Genomic DNA, 19546 nt, shown 5'->3' on the forward strand with positions numbered 1-19546 from the left:
CCTCTCACTAGGTCCCGCCGAGCATTCCACCCAGCAACGTGGTGATCGTGCGACGGTCATGGGCACCGAGCTTCGCCCGGATGCGTGCCATGTGGTGTTCGACGGTCTTTCCGGAAATGTGCAGGAGATCGCCGATTTCCCGGTAGGTGTGACCTTCGACGACGAGGCGCCCGATGTCGCCTTCACGCGGGGTCAAGGTGGGAAGCTCGCCGGGGACAGTCGTCGCGGGTTCGGCGACGCCGCTCGCCGAGGACGGGAATCGCTTGGCCGCCCGCAGCAGGGTGGTCATGGCGGTCCGGTCGGTGGCGCGGATCGCGGCCTGTCCGGTCAGCCGGGCGGCGTCCCAGCTCAGCCCGGCGCGGTGGAGCAGACCCGCACCGGCCAGTACCGCGTCGACATCGATGACGCCGTCCAGGACCGCGATCCACTGGGCACCTGCGGCGGCGAACGCGGGAACCAGTCGGCCGCTCGTGGGGTGCCCGGTGAGATGCTCGATCGCATCGTGGGTGGCCTGCCGGTCGCCGGAGACGACGGCGGCGTGGAATACGGACCAGTTCAACCAGGCCGACCACAACGCGGGTCCGCCGAGCCGGGCGAGTAGTTCGAAGGCTCGTTCGCGATGGGCCGCGACGCGGAACCCCTCGTCCACCCGTGCCGCCGCGATGAGCAGTTCTCCCAAGGGCAGCAAGGAGAACAGGTCCACCGGCTGCCTCATCATCGCCTCGTACGCACCGGCCCAGCTCCTCCGGGCCACGTCGGGGGTGTCGGCGCGGCGGGTCAGTCCGAGTTCGAGAGTGCGCAGAAAGAGCTCGTCCCGCGGCGACAGCCGTCCGGCCTGCTCCTCCACGGCCGAACGGTGTACTTCGGCGGTGGCGAGGTCACCGCGGAGCATCGCGGTCCAGCCCAGCAGAAGCTCGTGCCGCACACTGGCGGCCGCGCGGGTCAGAACACCGTGAGCGAGATCGAATTCGGCCGCGTGCAGAGCCACCGTCGCGGTGAGCGCGGCGGGAGAATCCGGCAGAAGATGTCCCATACCGGTGGCCTCGGCGGTGTCCGCGGAAGCGAGCAAGGTCGTGAGTGCGGCTTCGGACCGTCCGGTGAGGGACTCGCGGATCCCGTCGAGCAGCCGCCCGGCGACATGCCCGTACGCCGGAACAGGCGTACCGGCGACGGTCTGCTCGTCGGCGGCGACATCGCCCAGCGCGATACCCGCCAGGTCCGCGAGCAGCAGAGCCCCCGGTTCACCGGACCAGCGCAGGAGTTCCGCGGCACGGGCGAGATCGCCGCGCCGGGCCATCACCGTCCCGGCGACCAGCGCACCCCGGTGCCGCGCCGCGGGGTCGGCCGAGCCGAGCAGTTCGTCGCCGAGGCGCAAGGCGAGGTCGAGCCGTCCGGACAGGACCGCGGCCCGTGCCCAGGCAGGCGCCAAGCGTGTCCGTGAGCTGCCACCCCGCACCGCCGCGGCGTAGAGATCGGTCGCGACGGCGGGGTCGTCCGAAACCACCTCGGCGGCCGCCGCTTCGAGACCCGCCCGCACGACCGCTCCCCCGGCCCCGAGCCGCTGCAGCTCACGAGCGATCGGCAGGACCGGCTGGCCCCCGGCGAGCAGGGCTTCGAGCATCCGCACCAGGACGGTCAGCGTCCGGTCGACGCCGACATGGTCGCGCACCGCCCGGGCCACCACCGGCGGGACGGTGTCGTCGGCGGCGAGCAGTCCCGCGCCCCGGACCCGCTCGACGACCGCCGAGACGTCGTCGCGGGATCCGCCCAAGGCGATCGCGAGCAGTTCGATGTCCCGGCCTCCCGCGACACCGGCGACGATCAGATAGGTCGTTCCCGATTCGCCGAGTTGATCCAGCTCACCGCGGAGTTCGTCGATCAGCTCGTCGACGACGGGCGTGGCGACGCAGCGCGCCACCAGTCTCGGTACCCCCGAGGTCGCCCGCCGGACGGCCGCCGCGCGCTCGGCGGTGAGCGACCGGCCCGCGAACCGGGCCACGTCCCGCACGGTCCAGGCGGGCAGGCGGATGTGCCGGGTGGCCGGGGTGATCAGCTCCGCGGCCACGAACCCCGCCGCGCCCGGGGTATGCGTGACCACGAGCCGGGACGCACCGGCCGCCATGCCTACCAGCGCGTCCCGCTCACCGGAGGTGAGGGTGTCGACGTCGTCGATCAGGATCACCGCGTCGGTGGCCGAAGTCCCCCTCACGTCCTCGCGAGAGACGACGGTGGCACCGCCGGCACGATAGTGACGCGCGATCGCGGCCAGCGCCGTCGACTTCCCGTGCCCGGGTGGCCCCGACAGGACGACCCGGACCGCGGCCTCCGGGTCGGTGTCGATCGCGGCCAGCACCTCTCTCAGCTGCGACGGCAACAGCTCTTCCATGACGCCGAGCACCTCCCTGGAAACGGTGCCCCGGAAGCGGTCACCCAGGAAGGATTCGAGACCGGCGGTCCCGATAGATGGGCGTCGTGACCCCCAGTTGACAAGTGAGACCCCGGTCACAGACCAACGGAATCCCCTAACGGGTGATCGAACCCCCTCGGTGGTTCGCAAGATCACCGTTAGGCGTCGGACCCGATGTCCCTCCCCCGGGCCGCGCCCTAGCTTCGGTCTCGTCCAAGGAACCACGGTCCCCACAGAGAGCCCGGTCGATGAACCCCACGCAGTCCCTGTACGACTTCACGCTCAACCTGCTCAACGACCCGTCGGCTCGCGACTCCTTCGGGAGCGACCCGCAGCGGACGCTGAACGACGCCGGCCTCGGCGACATCTCCGGCGCGGACCTGCACGAGATCCTGCCGCTCGTCCTGGACTACGCCCCCACGAACACCGTCGGCGGCGGGAACGGCCTCGACCTCGACTCGATCACCACCGGCCAGGCAGGCGCCATCGAGCAGCTCAAGGCCCTCACCCAGAACCTCTCCCTCGGTGACGCGACCTCCGAGAACAACGTGCTCGGCGCCGTCGGCGGGATGACCGCGATCACGCAGAACGCGGCCGCCCCCTTCACCGCGGCCGGCGACCTCGCGGGCAGCATCGACGACATCGGCGGCGGAGAGATCGCCCCGGTGGGCGCGGTCACCGGCGCCGTCGGCGACGTGGCGGGCAACGTCAGCGGCGGCGACGTCACCGGGGCGCTCGAAGGCGGGAACCTCACCTCCGGTCTGCAGGACGTCTCCGGCCTCGACTCGGCGATCGACGGCAGCCAGGGTGTCGGTTCCACGGTCGGCGACCTCACCGGCACGCTCGGCGTGAACAACGGCTTGGAGAACACCCTCGGCGACGTGACCGCTCACGGCGTCGGCGACATCGCCGGCCAGGTGTCCGGCGTGACGTCCCACCTCAGCGACGTCGCCAACGACTCGGCCGTCGGGAACGTCACCAACCACGTCGGGGACATCGGTTCGCACGCGGGCTCGGTCAACGACGTCCACGACGTCGTCAGCGACGTCGGCAACGGTGCCCTCGGGGGCGGCATCGCCGCCGACCTGAGCCACCTCACCGTCGGTTCCGGCAACGACCTGCACATCACCGACTGATTCCCGGCGAGCACGACTCCCAGGGCGGGGCGGCGGTCGAACCGGCGCCCCGCCCTGCTGTCGGCGCGGACCGAAAGAGTGACACCGCCTGCCCGTTCCCTCCGCCGCACCGAAAGCCCGTCGACCGGTGGCGACGAGGGAGCGGAATGCGCGGGGACTCAGGTTCTGCAGACGACGAGCCTTTCGACTCGCGGTTCCCGCAAGACTTCGACTTCGAACTCGACCGGCTGATCAAACGCGTCGCCTGGACGGCGGAGATCAAGCTCGGGCTGTCGAAGCGCCCCGAATGCAGTCCCGCGGTGTTCTGATCGAAGTCACCGACGACGACCCCGACGTCGAGGAGCTGAAGTCGAGAGCCGAAGACCGATCGGTTCCCGGCTATCACGGGCTTCTTCTCGTCACGCACCTGTCGCTCGAGTGGGGCGCTCAAGAGAACTCGAATCGCCACTCACACCCCCTCCGAGCGACCTAGCTTTCGCAACACCCGCACACCCTCGAATACTATTGAGGGGTAAGTCAAAGGTGGCGTGTTCGCGGGCCGGGCCAGCGACGGGATGAAGGCGTCCTTCGCCGCGTCCGATGCCGAGTGGTCGTGTCGCGAAAGCCACTTTCGGGACGTCTGATGTCCCGAAAGTGGCTTTCGCGACGTCCCGGGAGGCTAGCGTGGCCTTCGCGGTGGCGTTGTGGCTGAACCCAAGGTGAGCGAAGGCGTGACTCGCGTGCTTGGAGCCGGATCTCGCGTGATCAGAAGGCGAACTCCGTGAACGTCTCCCGATCACGTGAGATCCGGCTCCAAGCACGCTTGATCCGTCTCTGATCACGCGTGAACGCCGCCCGAACACGCCACTTTTGACCTCCCCCTCAATAAGAGCGGCGGTCTTCCGAGTGTCTCTTGTGGACACTCCTGGTCAGTTCCGTGACGGGCCGTTGGGCTTGCGGGCGGTGAAGATCAGATACTCGGGTCCGCCGTGGTTGATGACGTCGTCGAAGAGCCCGATGAAGTCGTCCAGCTCCTGTTTGCCGTACTGGTCCGTCAGATTTTCGAGGTCGGCTTCGGTTCGCTCCCACCACATCTTGACGGACTTCTCGACGTGACTGCTGGCATCGAGGAGTTCGACGGGCTCCAGGCCGGCGCGGCGGAGCATCGGCGGGAATTCGTCCAACCGGTGAAACGAGCTGAGTGAATCGAGATCGCGGTACCGGTCGAGCACCCGTTGGCGTTCGGGGGTGACGACGGCGTTGAGGCAGAAGTCGGCGGCGACGAGGACACCGCCGGGGCGGAGAACGCGGGCGATCTCACGCAACGCCGGGTCGCGGTCCATGTGGATCAGCGACTCGATGGCGATGGCCGCGTCGAACGAATCGTCGGGGAACGGCATCTCCAGCGCGTCGGCCTGCTCGAACCTGGCCTGTCCGGCCAGGTTCTCGGCGCCCGCCCTGGCGGTGGCCTGCTCGACCTGCGTGGCGACGTTCGAGATGCCGACCACGTGCGCGCCCGTCGTACGGGCCAGCCGGATGGCCGGTCCGCCGATACCGCAGCCGACGTCGAGCACCCGGTCCCGAGGGCCCGCCCCGACCCGGTCGATGATCTGCCCGGTCAGGTTTTCCAGCGCCTGTTCGTAGGTCGTGCCGTCGTCGGGACGGGGCCAGTATCCGTGGTGGAAGTTCGGCCCGTACAGGCTGACGTACATCGCTTCGGCCTGCTCGTAATAAGCCTGCGCTTTCTGCGAGGTGGTTTCGGTGATCATGGTGAAGCTCCTCCGCATCCTGCTGGGAATCGGTTAGAGACGATGCCTCCACCATGCCCGACCCTGTCAAGTCCGTCGACTTCGGAGCGTGTCCGCTCACCCTTTGTCACCTGAGTTTTCCTTGCTGTGGAGCCGAATTCGCCGCACGATCATGATTTCGGGCACCGGTCTCTTCACCCAGGGCACTCCACTCTACTGGCGGTATCAACAAGAAATTGCCTGTCGTATCCACGTCAGCGAGTGACGTATTTGCCCACTACGGTGTCGGTTGGGGGACGAATTCCCCTGCATGCCGAGCCCATCGACGGAACACCGAGGCGACGAGAGGATGGATTCACCATGACAAGTCTGATGACGACATTGGCCGGTACGCGAGAAGCGCCGACGGCCACAAGGTCATTGCGGGAGAAGATAACCCGGCTCCCGCAGATGAGCCCGGATGTCGATCTCGGCGACGACATCTCACTGGCACACGAAACACTGCTCGCACCCGAAGTGTCCGAAATGGACAAACGTGCCGCGCTGTACAAGTGGCTCGGCCAGAAGCAACCGTGCCTGTTCGGACGCCTGGCGATGCAGGGATCCGACGGCCCCAAAGGACTCGGCGCCAACATGTGCTGGATCAGCGAGGACGACCTCGACGCGGGACGTGATCACGTCGCGGCGAAGATCCAGCGAGAGCGCCGCGAATGGAAGGACCGCGCCGAACGCGGCGAGAGCAGCGGATTCCTGATCATGGTCAACAGCAGGGACCTGGCCTACGCCCGGCCCGGAAAGGAACTCGTCGACGTCTGCGTGGAGCTGTCCAATCTCTACCTGGTCGAACACGCGCCCATCGAGCAGGACGTGATCTACACCGAAGCGGTCCCGTTCCGCCGTTCCGACGGGGTGCTGACCGTGTTCAAGGCCGGCTGCAACATCTTCTACTCCGGCGCTCACCGCACGGTCAATCACGATCGGCGCATCCCCGGCGGACTGATGTTCTCGATGAACTCGCCGGGTCACTACGCCAACTCCCTGGCCAAACGGGGGCTGCAGGACTCGTTCGAGGACGCGACCGAGTTCGTCCGCGAGACGGCGTTCCGGTCGATCGGCAACGGCGGCATCGGATGCCCGCACGTGCCCAGCGCGAGCTGGCACAACGAGAGCGCCGACGACCACCGCGACGTGGCCGAACGCAAGCGGCCGCACTACATCCCGGACAACTTCGACCCGACCCGCTACTCCGCCGTCTATCACACCGACGTCCTCGTGCCCACCGACGTCACCAGCGACTCGCGAACGGTGCACGAATCCTTCGACGAGGTCGACGCGGAGGTCTGGCCGTATCTGATCCTCGACTACATCTCCACCGAGGAGTTCCCGCCCGATCACGTCAACTATGCACTGTTCCACGGACATCCCATCGAGGAGTGCGCCCGGTACCACAACCCGTGGCCCCCTCGCGTGGCACACAACGAGGAGCTCTTCGAGTACTGAGCTGACGACGCCGAATACGCCGAACCACCAGGAAAGGATGGCCATGACACCGACGTCCAAGGCACCTGAGGAGGCAATAGAGGGTGGTCCCGGATGGGGCCGCAGCGTTCTGATGTGTTCGCCCGAGCACTTCGACGTCACCTATTCCATCAACGTCTGGATGGACCCGGACGTGCGAGTGGATTCCGATCGGGCTTGGCGGCAGTGGGACGACCTCGTGTCCACTTTGGAGGCCGCCGGCACCGAAGTCCGGACCGTGCCCGCCGAGCCGGGGTTGCCGGACATGGTCTTCACGGCCAACGCCGGCATCGTCGACGGCACGACGGTCACGCCCGCCCGGATGAGCAACCCGGAACGCGCCCCCGAGATCGGGCACGTCTGCGGCCGGTTCGAGGAACTCGGCTGGACGGTCGAGCAGCCGCCCGCCGCGCCGCAGGAAGGCGCGGGCGACGCGGTGGCGTTCGGCGGCGGACTCGTGGCGGGCTACGGCCCCCGGTCCGCCGAATCGGCCTATGACGGCCTGCGGGCACGTCACGGCTGGGCGGTGACCGCGCTCGAACTCACCGATCCCCGCTTCTATCACGTCGATTTGGGGTTCTGCCCGCTCGACGACCGGACGGCGATGGTGCTGCCGGAGGCCTTCACCACCGCCGGTCGCGCCGAGCTGGCCGAGCTCGTCGAGGACCCGGTGGTTCTGACGGCGGAAGAAGGCGCGGCGTTCTGCGCGAACGCCGTGGTGGCCGGGCGCACCGTGGTGATGCCGCACTGCACACCGCGGCTGGGCCGCGAACTCGAGCGCCGCGGCTTCGAGCCGGCGGTATGCGATGTCTCCGAGTTCGGCAAGGCGGGCGGCGGCTGCCGGTGCCTGACCCTGGCCCTCGACGTGGAACTGGACCGAGCGGCGGCTCCCTTCACCGCGGAGGTGGTCGGATGACGGTGGCCGCGTTCAGCCCCCGCATCGCGCGGTGGCTCCACGACCACGATCCGTCCACCCCCTGCCTGGTGCTAGACCTCGACGTGGTGGCCCGGCGCTACCACGAACAACAGGCCGCGCTGCCGTACGCGACCCCGTACTACGCGGTGAAGGCGAACCCGCAACCGGCGGTGATCGCCCTGCTCGTGAAGCTGGGCGCCTGCTTCGACGTCGCGAGCCCGGCCGAGATCGACCTGTGTCTCGCCAACGGAGCCGATGCCGGCTCGCTGTCCTACGGCAACACCATCAAGAAGAGCGCGGATATCGCCTATGCCCACCAACAGGGTGTGTCGATGTTCGTGTTCGACAACGTGCGCGAGCTCGACAAGATCGCCGAAGCGGCCCCTGGGGCGGCGGTTTACTGCCGGTTGCTCAGCGAGAGCGCCGGGGCGCGGTGGCGTCTTGGCGACAACTTCGGCTGTTCACTCGAGTACGCCGTGGAGTTGATGACGCGGGCGGCGCGGCTGGGTCTGCGTCCCTACGGTTTGTCCTTCCATGTCGGGTCCCAGCAGCTCGAGCCGACGCGGTGGGAGCCCAACATCGCCGCCGCGGCCGAGGCGTTCGAAAAGCTGCGCGCCAACGACGTGGAACTCGAGATGCTCAACCTCGGCGGCGGCTTTCCGGCCCGCTACGCCGAACCGGTCCCCCCGATCATCCATTTCGGACGAACCATCGAGCAGGCGATCGACCGCTGGTTCCCCGGTACGCGGCGCCCGCGCATCGTGACCGAGCCCGGCCGTTCGATCAGTGCCGAGGCCGGCGTGCTGCGCACCCAGGTGGTCTCGGTGCGAGAACCGTTCGAAGGAGCCGAACGCTGGGTCTATCTGGACGCGGGCCGCTTCGGCGGGCTCGCCGAGACCGAGGGCGAGGCGATCCAGTACCAGGTCGAGACCGAACGCGGCGGGCCGACGCAACCGGTGATCATGGCCGGGCCGACCTGCGACAGCATCGACGTGATCTACCGCGACGCCGCCTACGCGTTGCCCAAAGAACTCCAGATCGGTGACAGGGTCGACTTTCTCAGCGCCGGCGCCTACACCGCGAGCTATTCCTCTATCGGCTTCAACGGTTTCCCGCCGTTGCCGACACATTGCATCGGAGGCGGATCATGACCGAACACAAACGCCTGTCCGTCCAGGGACGGGTGCTGGTCCTCGGCTGCGGGTCGGTGTCCCAGTGCCTGCAGCCGCTGCTGCTCGCCCACCTGGACATGCCCTACGACCGGCTGACCGTGCTGGACATGAACGACCGGCGCCAGGAGATCCCGGAGACGCTCGAAGCCGGATGCCGGTTCGTCCAGCGCCGGCTGACTCCCGATAACCTCGCCAAGACCCTCGCCGAGCAGGTCGGTCCCGGCGACCTGCTGGTGAACCTGACCTGGAACATCGGGACCGAGGACATCATCGGCTGGTGCCGCGACAACGGCGTGCTCTACGTCGACACTTCGGTCGAGCAGTGGGATCCCTACGCGGACATGAACGCCCGGCACCCGACCGAAAAGACCCTCTACGCCCGCCACCACTCGTTGCGGCGCCTGAGCCGCGACTGGGGCGGCCGCGGGCCGACCGCGATCATCGAGCACGGTGCCAATCCGGGCCTGGTGAGCCACTGGGCCAAGGTCGGGCTCGAGGATGTCGCCACGGCCATGCTCAAGGAAGGCGTCGAGGACCCGGATCGCCGGGCCCGGATCGAGCGGGCACTGGGCGAGGCCGACCACGCGCGGATGGCGATGGAGACCGGCACCCGGGCCATCCACATCTCCGAACGCGACACCCAGATCGGATCGCTGCCCAAGGAGCCCGAGGAGTTCGTCAACACCTGGTCGGTCGAGGGCTTCTACGAGGAAGGCGTCGCTCCCGCCGAACTCGGGTGGGGCACCCACGAACGTGAGCTGCCGCCGGGGGCGGTGGTCCCGGAATACGGCACCGGCAACCAGATCTGCCTCGCCCGGCCGGGGATGGCCACCTGGGTGCGCTCGTGGGTGCCCTTGTCGGGGCCGATCCAGGGGATGTTGATCCGGCACGGCGAGGCCGTGACGATCAGCGACCATCTCACCGTCACCGATGACGACGGAACGGTCGTCTACCGCCCGACGGTGCACTATGCCTACCTGCCCACCGACGCGGCGCTGGCCTCGGTGCACGAGTGCAAGATGCGGGGGTTCCGGCTCCAGGAGCGCCAGCGGATCATGACCGACGAGATCCTCACCGGCGCCGACGAACTCGGCGTGCTGCTGCTCGGGCACGACCTCGGGGCCTGGTGGACCGGCTCGCAACTGACCATCGAGGAGACCCGGAAGCTGGTGACCGGGCAGAACGCCACGACGCTGCAGGTCGCGGCCTCGGTACTGGCGGCGGTGTTCTCCGCCGTGCGCCATCCGGACCGGGGCCTGTGCAGGCCCGACGACCTCGACCACCACGAGATCCTCTCGATCGCCGCGCCCTATCTCGGCCCCACCCCCTCGGTGCGCAGCGACTGGACGCCCCAGGAGACCGGACCGGGCCCGTTCGACGACTATCTCGGACTGACCCCGCCCGACGACCCCTGGCAGTTCTCCAACATTCTCGTGCCGTGACTCCCCGTCCGCCCCGCCGCGCGACCATCGGCGGCGGGGCGGCGCTCCGCTCAAATTGCATGACTGCGTCAGTCATATATATTGGAGCCATGGACGACCGGACCGCGAACCTCTTCGCCGCGCTCGTCGTGGCGCTGTCCGACGAGCTCGAGGCGGGCAACACGCACGTCGCGGGCCAATCGGCGGTCGGCACTGCCGCCCTCGCGACACTGCTGTCGGCACCGGGAGCCCGGGTCGACGCCCTCGGCCGGGTCATCGGGCTCACCGGCTCCGGCACGGTGCGCCTCGTCGACCGGCTCGTCGCGGCGGATCTGGTCGAACGCCGCCGCGACACCACCGACCAGCGTGCCGTCTCGCTCTGGTTGACCGAGCAGGGACGCGCCGCGGCCACGGAGGTCGTGACGCGGCGCCGCGAGGTGGTGGCCCGGGTCCTCGCTCCGCTGAGCGACGCCCAGCGCGCCGTCGTGGCCGAGGCCGTGGAGCCGGTGCTCGCCCATCTGGTCAAGGACCGGTCCCGCGCGGATCGCGTGTGCCGGTTCTGCGACTACTCCGTATGTCCCCCGGCCGACTGCCCCGTCGAAAGATCGGTGCCCGCCCTCAGTCGCTGATCGAGAGAGGAGCACAGGATGAGCGCTCGACGCGTCGACGGCGTGACGATCCACCCGGCCGGACGAGACCGGTGGGACGACCTCGTAGAGGCGTTCGGCGACAACGGGGGCTGCGAGGGTTGCTGGTGCATGTACTGGCGGGTGTCCTCGGGACCCGAGTACGACCGGATGCGGGGCGCGTCCGCGCGAGCCGAGTTCTCCCGTCTGGTGCGCGACGGCGAGGTGCCCGGGCTGCTGGCCTACCGCGACCAGGCTCCGGTGGGATGGTGCGCGGTGGCGCCGCGCCCCGCGTACGTGCGGTTGCGCGGCTCGCGAACCCTGCGCCCGGACGAGCCTGACGACCCCGGTGTGTGGGCGGTGCCGTGCTTTTACGTCAAGACCGGGCATCGCCGCCACGGCGTGGCCGACCACCTGCTCGCCGCCGCGGTCCGCCACGCCGGGCGGCACGGCGCGCACACCCTCGAGGCCTACCCCACCGATTCCGGGCATCGCCGCTACTCGGCCGGGGAGTTGCACATGGGCACCGTGGACCTGTTCGAGCGGCACGGGTTCACCGAGACCGGACGCCCCTCGCCGGGACGGGTCATCGTGCGGCGCGGCCTGGCCTGATCCCCGGGTCCGCGAACCACTACCTCAGGAGGCAGACGGAATGCGAGTGATCGGTGCCCCGTTCAGTTCCGCGGGACGACTGGACCACGAGGCTCTGGCGCCGAAGGCGCTGCGCGACGCCGGGCTCGTCGAACGACTGCGCGCCGCCCTCGGGGCCGACGAGCCGGTCACCGACGGCGGCAACGTCGCCATCGGTACGTCGGCGGCCGTCGCCCACCGCGACGAGCCCTCGGGAGTGCGATCCCTTCCCGGACTCGAAGCCGTGACCACCGCTACGCGCTCCGCGGTGGCCGAGACCCTGCTCGCCGGTGACCGGCCCTTGGTGCTCGGCGGGGACTGCGCGATCCTGCCCGGCTGCCTGCGCGGGGCCCAGGACGCGCTCGACGACGACCGGATTGGGCTGCTGTTCATCGACGGCCACGAAGACGCCTGGCCACCGCACGAGTCCGACACCGGCGAGGCCGCCGACTCCGAGCTCGGGTTCCTGCTGGGACAGCATCGCGAACAGCTGCCGGAGTCGCTCGAGTCGCAGTTGCCCGTGCTCGACGAAAGCGCCGTGGTCGCGTTGGGGCCCCGCGACGGCGCCGAGATCGCCGCCGGTGACGCGCCGTCGCTGGCCGAACGGATCCGGCTGGTCACGGCGCAAGAGCTCACCCTCGACGAGGACAGCGCCGCCGAACACGCCCGGAAAGCGCTGGCCCGCATCCGGGCCCACACCACGCGCTGGTGGCTGCACATCGACCTCGACGTGCTGTCGAGCGACGCCCTCGACGCGGTGAGCTACCCCCAGCCGGGCGGGCTGAGCTGGGACCAGCTCGGCGAACTCGCCACCGCCGCGCTCGGTGAGCCGGGGTGCGTCGGCATCACCGTCTGCGTCTACGACCCTGATCGTGATCCGGACGGAACGGGCGCGCGGCGCATCGTCGACTGGTTCGGATCCCTGGCTCGTCCTACTGGCCGATGCTCAAAGCCACCGGATGGGCGAACATGACGTCATGTTTACCGACACGGACCGCACCCTGAACCTGCTAGGCGCAGTCGTGACCGGAGTGCACGACCAACTCGTGTCCGCCGTCGAATCGGTGGCCGGCCGTAGTGGCGCACTCGCGGCCACGCTGGCCATGACCGCTCAGTACGAAGGTCTCACCATGGGCACCCTGCAGCGGTTTCTCGGCGTCAGCCGCCCGGCCACGATCCGCCTGGTCAATCTGCTCGAGAGCGACGGGCTCGCCGAGCGGCGCCACCTCGACGACGACGACCGCCGGACCACCTCGGTGGTGCTGACCGACGCCGGCCATCGCGAGGCGCGGCACATCCTCGCCGCCCGCCGCGCGGTCCTGGAGCAACTCCTGCCCGAGTCGAGCAAGCAGGAACGCGTCGTGCTCGACAGGCTCCTCGAACGCATGCTGGCCACGATGATCACTCATCCGTCCCGAGGCTACGAGGTGTGCCGTCTCTGCGACATCAGCACCTGCCCGCCGTCGCGCTGCCCGGTGGAAAGCGCGGTCCTCGAGATGGAACCCGACGCCCCCGAGGGGCTGCTGAATCCGCCGAAAGATCCGTCGACCTGACCGGAGGGAGTCCGTCGTGCCGGAAAACCCCAGGGAAACAGCGACAGCGCATTCGAGCAGGGCCGGGCCGAGGGAATGGACCGGCCTCGGAGTCCTCGCCCTGCCGACGATGTTGCTCGGGCTCGACGTGACCCTGCTCTACCTCGCTCTCCCGGCTCTCTCGGTCGATCTGCGGCCGACCAGCACGCAAGCGCTGTGGATCCTCGACTCCTACGGACTCGTGATCGCCGGGCTGCTGGTCACGATGGGCGCGATCGGCGACCGTCTCGGCCGGCGCCGTCTTCTCATGATCGGCACCGCGGCGTTCGGCCTCGTCTCGATCGTCGCCGCCTTCGCGCCCAGTGCCGAGATCCTCATCGCGGCACGAGCCTTGCTGGGCGTGGCGGGCGCGACGCTCATGCCGTCCTGCCTCGCCCTGATCACCAACATGTTCACCGACGCCCGGCAACGGGCACTGGCGATCGGCGTGTGGGCGACCACCTTCGCCCTCGGCATGGCCGCCGGGCCACTCGTCGGCGGTGTGCTGCTGGAGTCCTTCTGGTGGGGCTCGGCGTTCCTGCTCGCGATTCCCATCGCCGCGCTCGTGCTCGTGACCGCGCCGGTGCTGCTGCCGGAGTATCGCGCCGCCGACTCCGGACGGGTCGACCTGGTCAGCGTCGCGCTCTCGCTGGGCGCGATCCTTCCCTTGGTCTACGCGATCAAGCACGCGGCCGCCCACGGCTTCGACGTCCAGACCATCGTCACGCTGGTGGCCAGCGCGGCCTTCACCCTCGCCTTCGTCCACCGCCAGCGCCGCCTGAGCGATCCGCTGCTCGACGTCGCGCTGTTCACCGATCGCTCGTCCGGCACCGCCCTCGGTGTTCTCTTGGTGGGACTCGTCGGCGTCGGCGGTGCGCTTTATCTGGTCACTCAGCACTTACAGCTCGTCGAAGAACTCTCCCCGCTGGCCGCGGGCGCCTGGATGGGCCCACCCGCACTGGCGATGGTCGTGGCCGCCATCGGCGCGCCCCTGCTCGCGCGGCGCGTGCGGCCCGGCTACGTCGTCTCGGGCACCCTCGTGCTGTCCGCCCTCGGCTACGTGCTGCTCACCCAGGTGCGCGGCCCCGACAGCATCGGCCTGATCGTGAGCGGATTCGCCTTGGTGTACCTCGGATTCGGCTCGGTGGGGGCGCTCGGCTCCGACCTGGTGGTCGGCACCACCCCCGCCGACAGGGCAGGCTCCGCCGCCGCGATGTCCGAGACCGTCCAGGAACTCGGCGTCGCCATGGGAGTGGCCATGCTGGGCAGCCTGACCACACTGGTGTACCGCGATCGGATGACCGACGCCGCCCCTGCTGTCGGCGAGAGCCTGTCCGGGGCCGTGTCCGCGCCCCACGTCTCCCCCGCGCTGCTGGCGCAGGCCAAGGAAGCGTTCACCAGCGGGCTCAACCTCTCCGCCGCCATCACCGGCGCCGCCATTCTCGCGCTGGCCGTGATGGCCGCGGTCGTTCTGCGGCACGTCCCGCCGTCCGGCGATTCGAGCCCCGCCGAGGTTTCAGAGCCCGCCAACTCCGGGTGAACCCGGCTCGGGCAGGGCGGCGGTCATCGCGCCGTCCACGGTGACGGTCTCACCGGAGACGAGCCTGGCCTGATCGCTGAGCAGGAAGGCGATCACGCGCGCGACGTCCTCGGGCCGGCCGAGCTCCCCGAGTGGCTGCACCTCGGTCAGCGCTTCACGGGTGGCCTTGTCCTTCCAGCGATGCGCGTTACGCGGCACCATGACGAACCCGGGCCGGACGACGTTGCACCGGAGCCCTCGCGGTCCGAATTCCACGGCGGCCGCGCGGCCGAGAGCCTCCAGCGCGGCCTTGGCCATCGCGTACGGCGCCTGCCCGCCCCAGGCCAGGCCCGCGTGGATCGAACTGACCAGCACCGCGGCGCACGGCCTTCCGCCGGCGCGGGCGACCAGTTGCCGCAACGGTTCCAGCGCGGACACCGCGCCGATGTCCAGCACCCGGCGCAGCGCGTCCGGTGTCTGCTCGGCGAGGGGAGCGCGATGCTCGCTCAGCAGGCAATGCACCAGCCCGGTCACGCCACCGAGCGCGTCGAACGCGGTGCCGATCACGGCCGGATCCGTTGCGTCACCACGGATCCACGGGATGTCGGCCAGTTCCGGCGGCGGTGGCGCGACGTCCACCGCCGCGACCCGTCGTCCCTCCGCCAGCAGAGCACGGACGACGGCCGAGCCGATACCGCCCGCGCCGCCGAGCACCACCACGTCGTTCATGACCGTTCCCCTGCTCATTCGGCGGTTCCCCTGGTGAAGAAGGCGCGCACGACGAGTCCCGCCGCGGCGGTGACCAGCGGGTTGCCCGGTGACCGTGGCCGGGCCAGCGCCTCCGGCGGAGTCGTCTCGACGCGTTCGCGCACCGCGTCGAGCCATCGGTCCGACGGCGCGCCGCTGCCACCGAGGATGATCATGCGCGGGCGCATCAGGTCGTACACCGTGTCGGCCACCAGAGCCACTTGGGCGCTGCGCGCTTCGAGGAGCCCGATCGCGACCGGATCCGTGTCCGCCAAGCGGATCAGGTCCGTCAGCGAGGTCGCCACGAGGCCGGCGGACCGGGCCGCGGCGAGCAACGCCACGTCCGTCCCGCGTTCGCCGAAGGGTCCGTGACCGGCATCGGTGAGACCGGGAACGAGGATGCGGCCGAAGCCGCCTTGGATGATGCCGTCCGAAGACGTCCCCACCGGCCGGCTGAGGAACCCCGTCTCCGCGACGTTGCCGACGAACAGGTACGAAACCTTGTCCTGGCCCAGCCCCGCGCCGAAGGTGAGTTCGGCGCCCAGCAGGGCGCACACGTTCCCGTCCACCACGACGTCGAGCCCGGTCCGCTCACGCACCACGTCGGCGACTCCGACGTCGGCCCATCCCAGCACGTCGTTGCGCACGACCCGGCCTGCCACCCGGTCCACCTCACCGCCGACGGCCACTCCGATGCCCAGCACCGGTCCCGGCGCGGACTCCGCCAGCCCGGCCGCCAGTTCGGCGGCGCGGCTCAGCGTGGCGGCGCTGTCCGCCGGATCACGGTTCTCGGTCTGTGTCCTGACGCTGTGACCGGCAAGGTCGATCAGTCCGACCGTGGTCCGTTCGAGGCCGAGGTGCACGCCGACCGCGTACCGGCCGGACGGGTTGAGCTCCACCGGCACCCGGGGCCTGCCGACCCGGGTGGACTGCTCGACGAGTTCGCGGACGATTCCGGCCGACAGCAGAGGTTCGATGATCCTGCTGACGCTGCCGTGGTTGAGGGACAGCTCCTTCGCGATGTCGCTGCGCGCAAGCGGACCGCGCTGGACGAGCAGTTGGAGCACGGCGGCCGTGTTGGCCTGCCGGGCCTGGCGCGGCCGGGTTCCGCTGAGGGCTGGGTGGTTCATCTTCACGCCGGCTTTCCGGACTCGACACTGTTGGTTTCCTCGAGCTCGACACCCGTGGTGGCCAGCCATGGCGACACCAGCACGATCACCGCGCTGACCAAGAACGCACCGGCGTACCACGCGACGATCGTGATGCCGTGCTTCTGCGCCAGCATGGGCGCCAGGAAGACGTTGAGCGCGATCGCGAGCCGGGTCGCGCACTGGGCGATACCGGATCCCAGCCCTCGCAGCGAGGTGGGGAACGCCTCGGTGCTCCACACCCACGACAACACGCCCGGGCCGAACCAGGTCAGCATGGCGTACACGACCCAGAAGGCCACCAGTCCGACGCCGGCCCGCTCGCCGGTGAACGCGATGCCCAGCCCGGCGCCGAACACGCCGAGACACGTCCACACGCCCAGCCAGCGGCGGTTGATTCGGTCGATGACCAGGGCGCCGAGCGCCACCGCGATCAACCCCACCACGAAACCCAGCAGCGAGAAGTACAGCGTGTTGGACACCCCGATGCCCGTACTGCTGATGATCAACGGTCCCGCGACCGTCGCCACCGCGCCCCCGAAGGCCTGGATCGCGAAGAACGCCGTGACCGTCGCCAGCCGCCGCCACGCACCGCCGGACAACAACATCCGGTAGCTCCGCTTCTCCACGACCTCGCGCTTCGGCGGCTCCAACCCCAGGGCGTCGTAGATCCGCTGCGCCTCCTCATCGCGGCCGCGCGCACTCAGCCACCGAGGCGACTCCGGCAGGAACTGCCTCGCCACCAGGACCGCGGCCGCCGGGAGCGCGGCGAGCCCGAAGAGCCACCGCCAGGTCTCGTCACCGAACAACGGCTGGAGCGCCAACGCGCACAGCACCGACGAGATGGCGCCGCTCAGCCACATCATGTTGGGCAGGCTGCCCGCGATCCGGCCGCGACGGGACTTGGGCGCGATCTCGGTGAGAAAGGCGTGCGAGGTCGGGATGTCCATGCCCACCGCGACACCGAGCACGAACCTGGCCGCGACCAGCTGCCACACCTCCTGGACGAACGCCGCGGCGATGGACGCCACCACGAAGAACACCAGGTTGATCATGAAGATCACCCGGCGGCCGAACCGGTCGGACAGATCGCCGAAGACCACCAGGCCCAGTGCCGTACCCACGAACGCCGCGGCGGTCACGAGCCCGACCTGGAACGCGGTGAGCTGGAAATACGGCTTGAGGAACAGCACGGCGGCGCCGATGACCAGCAGGTCGTAGCCGTCGATGAACTCGCCGAACGCGACCAGCCTGCTGGTCCAGTTCCGCACGAACCGCGCCCGCCTCGGCGACATCGGCGGAGCGCTCGCCAGGTCCGACACCATCGGGATCCCCCTTTTTGTGCGACGAACACCAAACTAGTGATCGCACGGGTCCCCGAGGAGGATTTCGGTGCGTCGATGGACGAACGGCCAGACGAGAGGGGCCGAAAAGGCAATGCCGGGCGGCCGTGTCGCGAAAGCCACTTTCGGGACATCAGACGTCGCGAAAGTGGCTTTCGCGACGCAAGGTGGCGTCGTGTCTGCACCAAAGGTGAGCGAGGGCGTGACTCGCGTGATTGAAGCCGGATCTCACGTGATCAGAAGCCGAACTCCGTGAACGTCACCCCATCACACGAGATCCGTCTTCAATCACACGTGATCGCCGCCCGATCACGCGCGAACGCCCAACCCGCCCGAACACGCCACGGTGACTTACCCCTCAATAACCCGAAACGCCACTCACGACCAACTCGACCCACATGCCACCTCGCCCTTCCCTCGCCAGCAGTGTCCCGTGTGGACAGTCAGCGCACGACTGCCTGTCCCTATCCGCACCCCATCACGACGAAGTGGTGCCGCCCCGGCGATGGTCGAGCGCGTCCTGCCGGATCCGGTCGGTGCGCTCGCCGATCTCGGCGAGCCGCTCGGCGAACCCGCCGTGTTCACCGGGCAAGTGGTCGCGCAGGTCGGCCAGCGGCCGCAGGAGACTGGTCGCGTCGTCCTCGCCCAGGGCCACGCCGAGCCGATCGGCGCTTGCCTGCGCGCCGGCGTCCAATCCGCGCAGGGCGCCGGCCTGCCCGGCCAGCCGTCGCAGGACCGTCGCGTTGCGCCGGGCCCAGTCCGCCACAGCCCGATCACCCGCCCGCCGATCCCGTTCCGCGTCCACGCGGCCCTCCCCCGTGTTCTCGCCGGTCGCGGAGGGCCGCAGCCGCAGGAATCGCCGTTCCGCCGCCTGGCGACTCGCCACCCCCAAAACCGGCGCCAGGGTGTTCCAGCTGGTCCCGCCGTCGCGGGCCGCCGCGATGAGTTCCGGTTCCCAGGCGCTCAGTTCCTCCCGGACCGCCCGCAGGGCGGCCAGAGCGGCCAGCAGGTCTTCGGATTTCGCGGCGCCGGCACGGGCGGCGGCCACCACGTCGTGCACGGTCTGCACCGTCCGGGCCGGAATCGCGTTCATCTTTTGTCATCCCCTCGACGACTTCCCAGTTGTCATCCATCCGATGACATGCTAGAACAAAGGGGCGTGTTGACGCCAGAGAACCCGAACCCAGGAGGTGGAACCCATGTTGATGCGCACCGACCCGTTCCGTGAGCTGGACCGTCTCACCCAGCAGGTGTTCGGCAACGCGACCCCCGGAACCTGGTCGAAACCCGCCGCGATGCCGATGGACGCCTATCGCGACGGTGAAGATTTCGTCGTCTGCTTCGATCTCCCCGGCGTCGCGGCCGACGCCATCGAGCTGGACATCGAACGCAACGTCCTGACCGTCAAGGCGGAACGACGGCCCGCCACCGGGCGCGAAGTCCGGATGCAGGTGTCGGAACGGCCCTTGGGTGTCTTCTCCCGTCAGCTGTTCCTCGGCGAGGCCCTCGACACCGACCGCATCACCGCGGACTACGAAGCCGGCGTGCTGACCCTGCGCATCCCGGTCGCCGAGAAGGCCAAGCCCCGGCGCATCGAAGTCGCGGGCACCGACACCGAACGCAAGAAGATCCAGGCCTGAGCACCTCGTCCGGTGCGGGACCGGC

18 protein-coding genes are annotated in these 19546 nt (G+C 69.5%); 12 read left to right on the forward strand and 6 right to left on the reverse strand.

Translation table 11 applies throughout. The features are described from left to right. Nucleotides 1–7: 7 nt before the first annotated feature. A complete protein-coding gene (locus BKN51_RS20120) occupies nt 8–2386 on the reverse strand; it encodes a helix-turn-helix domain-containing protein (protein WP_102906644.1) in 2379 nt (792 codons plus the stop codon). 269 nt (nt 2387–2655) lie between these two features. Here BKN51_RS20120 and BKN51_RS20125 point away from each other — a divergent pair, with 269 nt between their 5' ends. Together BKN51_RS20125 and BKN51_RS43170 are read left to right on the forward strand one after the other, a co-directional pair. Beyond that, complete coding sequence (locus BKN51_RS20125; protein ID WP_101609109.1) at nt 2656–3543, forward strand: IniB N-terminal domain-containing protein; 888 nt, start codon at nt 2656–2658, stop codon at nt 3541–3543. A gap of 146 nt (nt 3544–3689) precedes the next feature. Then, entirely contained in the window at nt 3690–3851 is a 162-nt protein-coding gene (locus BKN51_RS43170) for a hypothetical protein (protein ID WP_158255837.1), read from the forward strand. A gap of 600 nt (nt 3852–4451) precedes the next feature. Here BKN51_RS43170 and BKN51_RS20135 read toward each other — a convergent pair. Then, on the reverse strand, nt 4452–5291 hold the full coding sequence (locus BKN51_RS20135) for a methyltransferase domain-containing protein (RefSeq protein WP_158255836.1): 840 nt from the start codon (nt 5289–5291) through the stop codon (nt 4452–4454). A 429-nt stretch (nt 5292–5720) separates the two neighbouring features. Between BKN51_RS20135 and BKN51_RS20140 the strand changes: the two genes are divergently transcribed. The 9 genes from BKN51_RS20140 (at nt 5721) to BKN51_RS20180 (ending at nt 14664) form a co-directional block, all read left to right on the forward strand. Beyond that, the gene (locus BKN51_RS20140) at nt 5721–6770 is read left to right on the forward strand and encodes a hypothetical protein (RefSeq protein ID WP_101609112.1); all 1050 of its coding nucleotides are present in this window, start codon (nt 5721–5723) and stop codon (nt 6768–6770) included. Nucleotides 6771–6813: 43 nt separating this feature from the next. Beyond that, entirely contained in the window at nt 6814–7704 is an 891-nt protein-coding gene (locus tag BKN51_RS20145; protein WP_158255835.1) for a dimethylarginine dimethylaminohydrolase family protein, read from the forward strand. After that, entirely contained in the window at nt 7701–8855 is a 1155-nt protein-coding gene (locus BKN51_RS20150) for a type III PLP-dependent enzyme (protein ID WP_101609114.1), read from the forward strand. Before BKN51_RS20145 ends, BKN51_RS20150 begins: the two co-directional genes overlap by 4 nt. Further along, nucleotides 8852–10318 (forward strand): saccharopine dehydrogenase NADP-binding domain-containing protein, encoded by a 1467-nt coding sequence (locus tag BKN51_RS20155; RefSeq protein WP_101609115.1) that lies wholly within the window; start codon nt 8852–8854, stop codon nt 10316–10318. Before BKN51_RS20150 ends, BKN51_RS20155 begins: the two co-directional genes overlap by 4 nt. An 89-nt stretch (nt 10319–10407) precedes the next feature. After that, nucleotides 10408–10926 carry a MarR family winged helix-turn-helix transcriptional regulator gene (locus tag BKN51_RS20160; protein ID WP_158255834.1) on the forward strand — a complete coding sequence of 173 codons (519 nt, stop codon included), beginning with the start codon at nt 10408–10410 and terminating at the stop codon, nt 10924–10926. 18 nt (nt 10927–10944) lie between these two features. Beyond that, complete coding sequence (locus BKN51_RS20165; RefSeq protein WP_101609117.1) at nt 10945–11535, forward strand: GNAT family N-acetyltransferase; 591 nt, start codon at nt 10945–10947, stop codon at nt 11533–11535. 40 nt (nt 11536–11575) lie between these two features. Further along, the gene (locus BKN51_RS20170) at nt 11576–12526 is read left to right on the forward strand and encodes an arginase family protein (protein ID WP_101609118.1); all 951 of its coding nucleotides are present in this window, start codon (nt 11576–11578) and stop codon (nt 12524–12526) included. Nucleotides 12527–12530: 4 nt separating this feature from the next. Continuing rightward, the gene (locus BKN51_RS20175) at nt 12531–13106 is read left to right on the forward strand and encodes a MarR family winged helix-turn-helix transcriptional regulator (protein ID WP_158255833.1); all 576 of its coding nucleotides are present in this window, start codon (nt 12531–12533) and stop codon (nt 13104–13106) included. Nucleotides 13107–13215: 109 nt separating this feature from the next. Further along, nucleotides 13216–14664, forward strand: coding sequence for an MFS transporter (locus tag BKN51_RS20180; RefSeq protein WP_233224278.1), 1449 nt, complete (start codon nt 13216–13218; stop codon nt 14662–14664). Here the strand turns inward: BKN51_RS20180 and BKN51_RS20185 are convergent. From BKN51_RS20185 to BKN51_RS20200, 4 genes are all read right to left on the reverse strand, one after another. Beyond that, nucleotides 14641–15372 (reverse strand): SDR family NAD(P)-dependent oxidoreductase, encoded by a 732-nt coding sequence (locus tag BKN51_RS20185; protein ID WP_101609120.1) that lies wholly within the window; start codon nt 15370–15372, stop codon nt 14641–14643. The two genes, BKN51_RS20180 and BKN51_RS20185, sit on opposite strands and share 24 nt — an antisense overlap. 14 nt (nt 15373–15386) lie before the next feature. Then, nucleotides 15387–16520, reverse strand: a complete 1134-nt coding sequence (locus BKN51_RS20190) for an ROK family transcriptional regulator (RefSeq protein ID WP_101613340.1) — start codon at nt 16518–16520, stop codon at nt 15387–15389. 2 nt (nt 16521–16522) lie between these two features. Further along, the gene (locus BKN51_RS20195) at nt 16523–17863 is read right to left on the reverse strand and encodes an MFS transporter (RefSeq protein WP_233224268.1); all 1341 of its coding nucleotides are present in this window, start codon (nt 17861–17863) and stop codon (nt 16523–16525) included. A gap of 496 nt (nt 17864–18359) precedes the next feature. Beyond that, on the reverse strand, nt 18360–18974 hold the full coding sequence (locus BKN51_RS20200) for an HSP18 transcriptional regulator (protein ID WP_101609121.1): 615 nt from the start codon (nt 18972–18974) through the stop codon (nt 18360–18362). Nucleotides 18975–19080: 106 nt separating this feature from the next. On the opposite strand from BKN51_RS20200, the gene BKN51_RS20205 reads away from it, so the two are divergent. Further along, nucleotides 19081–19521, forward strand: coding sequence for an Hsp20/alpha crystallin family protein (locus tag BKN51_RS20205; protein WP_101609122.1), 441 nt, complete (start codon nt 19081–19083; stop codon nt 19519–19521). The last annotated feature ends 25 nt before the right edge of the window (nt 19522–19546 follow it).

It is taken from the genome of Amycolatopsis sp. BJA-103 (genome assembly GCF_002849735.1).
Lineage (GTDB): Bacteria > Actinomycetota > Actinomycetes > Mycobacteriales > Pseudonocardiaceae > Amycolatopsis.

What these genes read in the sequence shown, in the direction of transcription:
- BKN51_RS20120 (WP_102906644.1), bottom strand. Translation starts at nt 2,386, where the DNA reads ATGGAAGAGCTGTTGCCGTCGCAGCTGAGAGAGGTGCTGGCCGCGATC.
- BKN51_RS20125 (WP_101609109.1), top strand. Translation starts at nt 2,656, where the DNA reads ATGAACCCCACGCAGTCCCTGTACGACTTCACGCTCAACCTGCTCAAC.
- BKN51_RS43170 (WP_158255837.1), top strand. Translation starts at nt 3,690, where the DNA reads ATGCGCGGGGACTCAGGTTCTGCAGACGACGAGCCTTTCGACTCGCGG.
- BKN51_RS20135 (WP_158255836.1), bottom strand. Translation starts at nt 5,291, where the DNA reads ATGATCACCGAAACCACCTCGCAGAAAGCGCAGGCTTATTACGAGCAG.
- BKN51_RS20140 (WP_101609112.1), top strand. Translation starts at nt 5,721, where the DNA reads ATGAGCCCGGATGTCGATCTCGGCGACGACATCTCACTGGCACACGAA.
- BKN51_RS20145 (WP_158255835.1), top strand. Translation starts at nt 6,814, where the DNA reads ATGACACCGACGTCCAAGGCACCTGAGGAGGCAATAGAGGGTGGTCCC.
- BKN51_RS20150 (WP_101609114.1), top strand. Translation starts at nt 7,701, where the DNA reads ATGACGGTGGCCGCGTTCAGCCCCCGCATCGCGCGGTGGCTCCACGAC.
- BKN51_RS20155 (WP_101609115.1), top strand. Translation starts at nt 8,852, where the DNA reads ATGACCGAACACAAACGCCTGTCCGTCCAGGGACGGGTGCTGGTCCTC.
- BKN51_RS20160 (WP_158255834.1), top strand. Translation starts at nt 10,408, where the DNA reads ATGGACGACCGGACCGCGAACCTCTTCGCCGCGCTCGTCGTGGCGCTG.
- BKN51_RS20165 (WP_101609117.1), top strand. Translation starts at nt 10,945, where the DNA reads ATGAGCGCTCGACGCGTCGACGGCGTGACGATCCACCCGGCCGGACGA.
- BKN51_RS20170 (WP_101609118.1), top strand. Translation starts at nt 11,576, where the DNA reads ATGCGAGTGATCGGTGCCCCGTTCAGTTCCGCGGGACGACTGGACCAC.
- BKN51_RS20175 (WP_158255833.1), top strand. Translation starts at nt 12,531, where the DNA reads ATGTTTACCGACACGGACCGCACCCTGAACCTGCTAGGCGCAGTCGTG.
- BKN51_RS20180 (WP_233224278.1), top strand. Translation starts at nt 13,216, where the DNA reads ATGTTGCTCGGGCTCGACGTGACCCTGCTCTACCTCGCTCTCCCGGCT.
- BKN51_RS20185 (WP_101609120.1), bottom strand. Translation starts at nt 15,372, where the DNA reads ATGAACGACGTGGTGGTGCTCGGCGGCGCGGGCGGTATCGGCTCGGCC.
- BKN51_RS20190 (WP_101613340.1), bottom strand. Translation starts at nt 16,520, where the DNA reads ATGAACCACCCAGCCCTCAGCGGAACCCGGCCGCGCCAGGCCCGGCAG.
- BKN51_RS20195 (WP_233224268.1), bottom strand. Translation starts at nt 17,863, where the DNA reads ATGGTGTCGGACCTGGCGAGCGCTCCGCCGATGTCGCCGAGGCGGGCG.
- BKN51_RS20200 (WP_101609121.1), bottom strand. Translation starts at nt 18,974, where the DNA reads ATGAACGCGATTCCGGCCCGGACGGTGCAGACCGTGCACGACGTGGTG.
- BKN51_RS20205 (WP_101609122.1), top strand. Translation starts at nt 19,081, where the DNA reads ATGTTGATGCGCACCGACCCGTTCCGTGAGCTGGACCGTCTCACCCAG.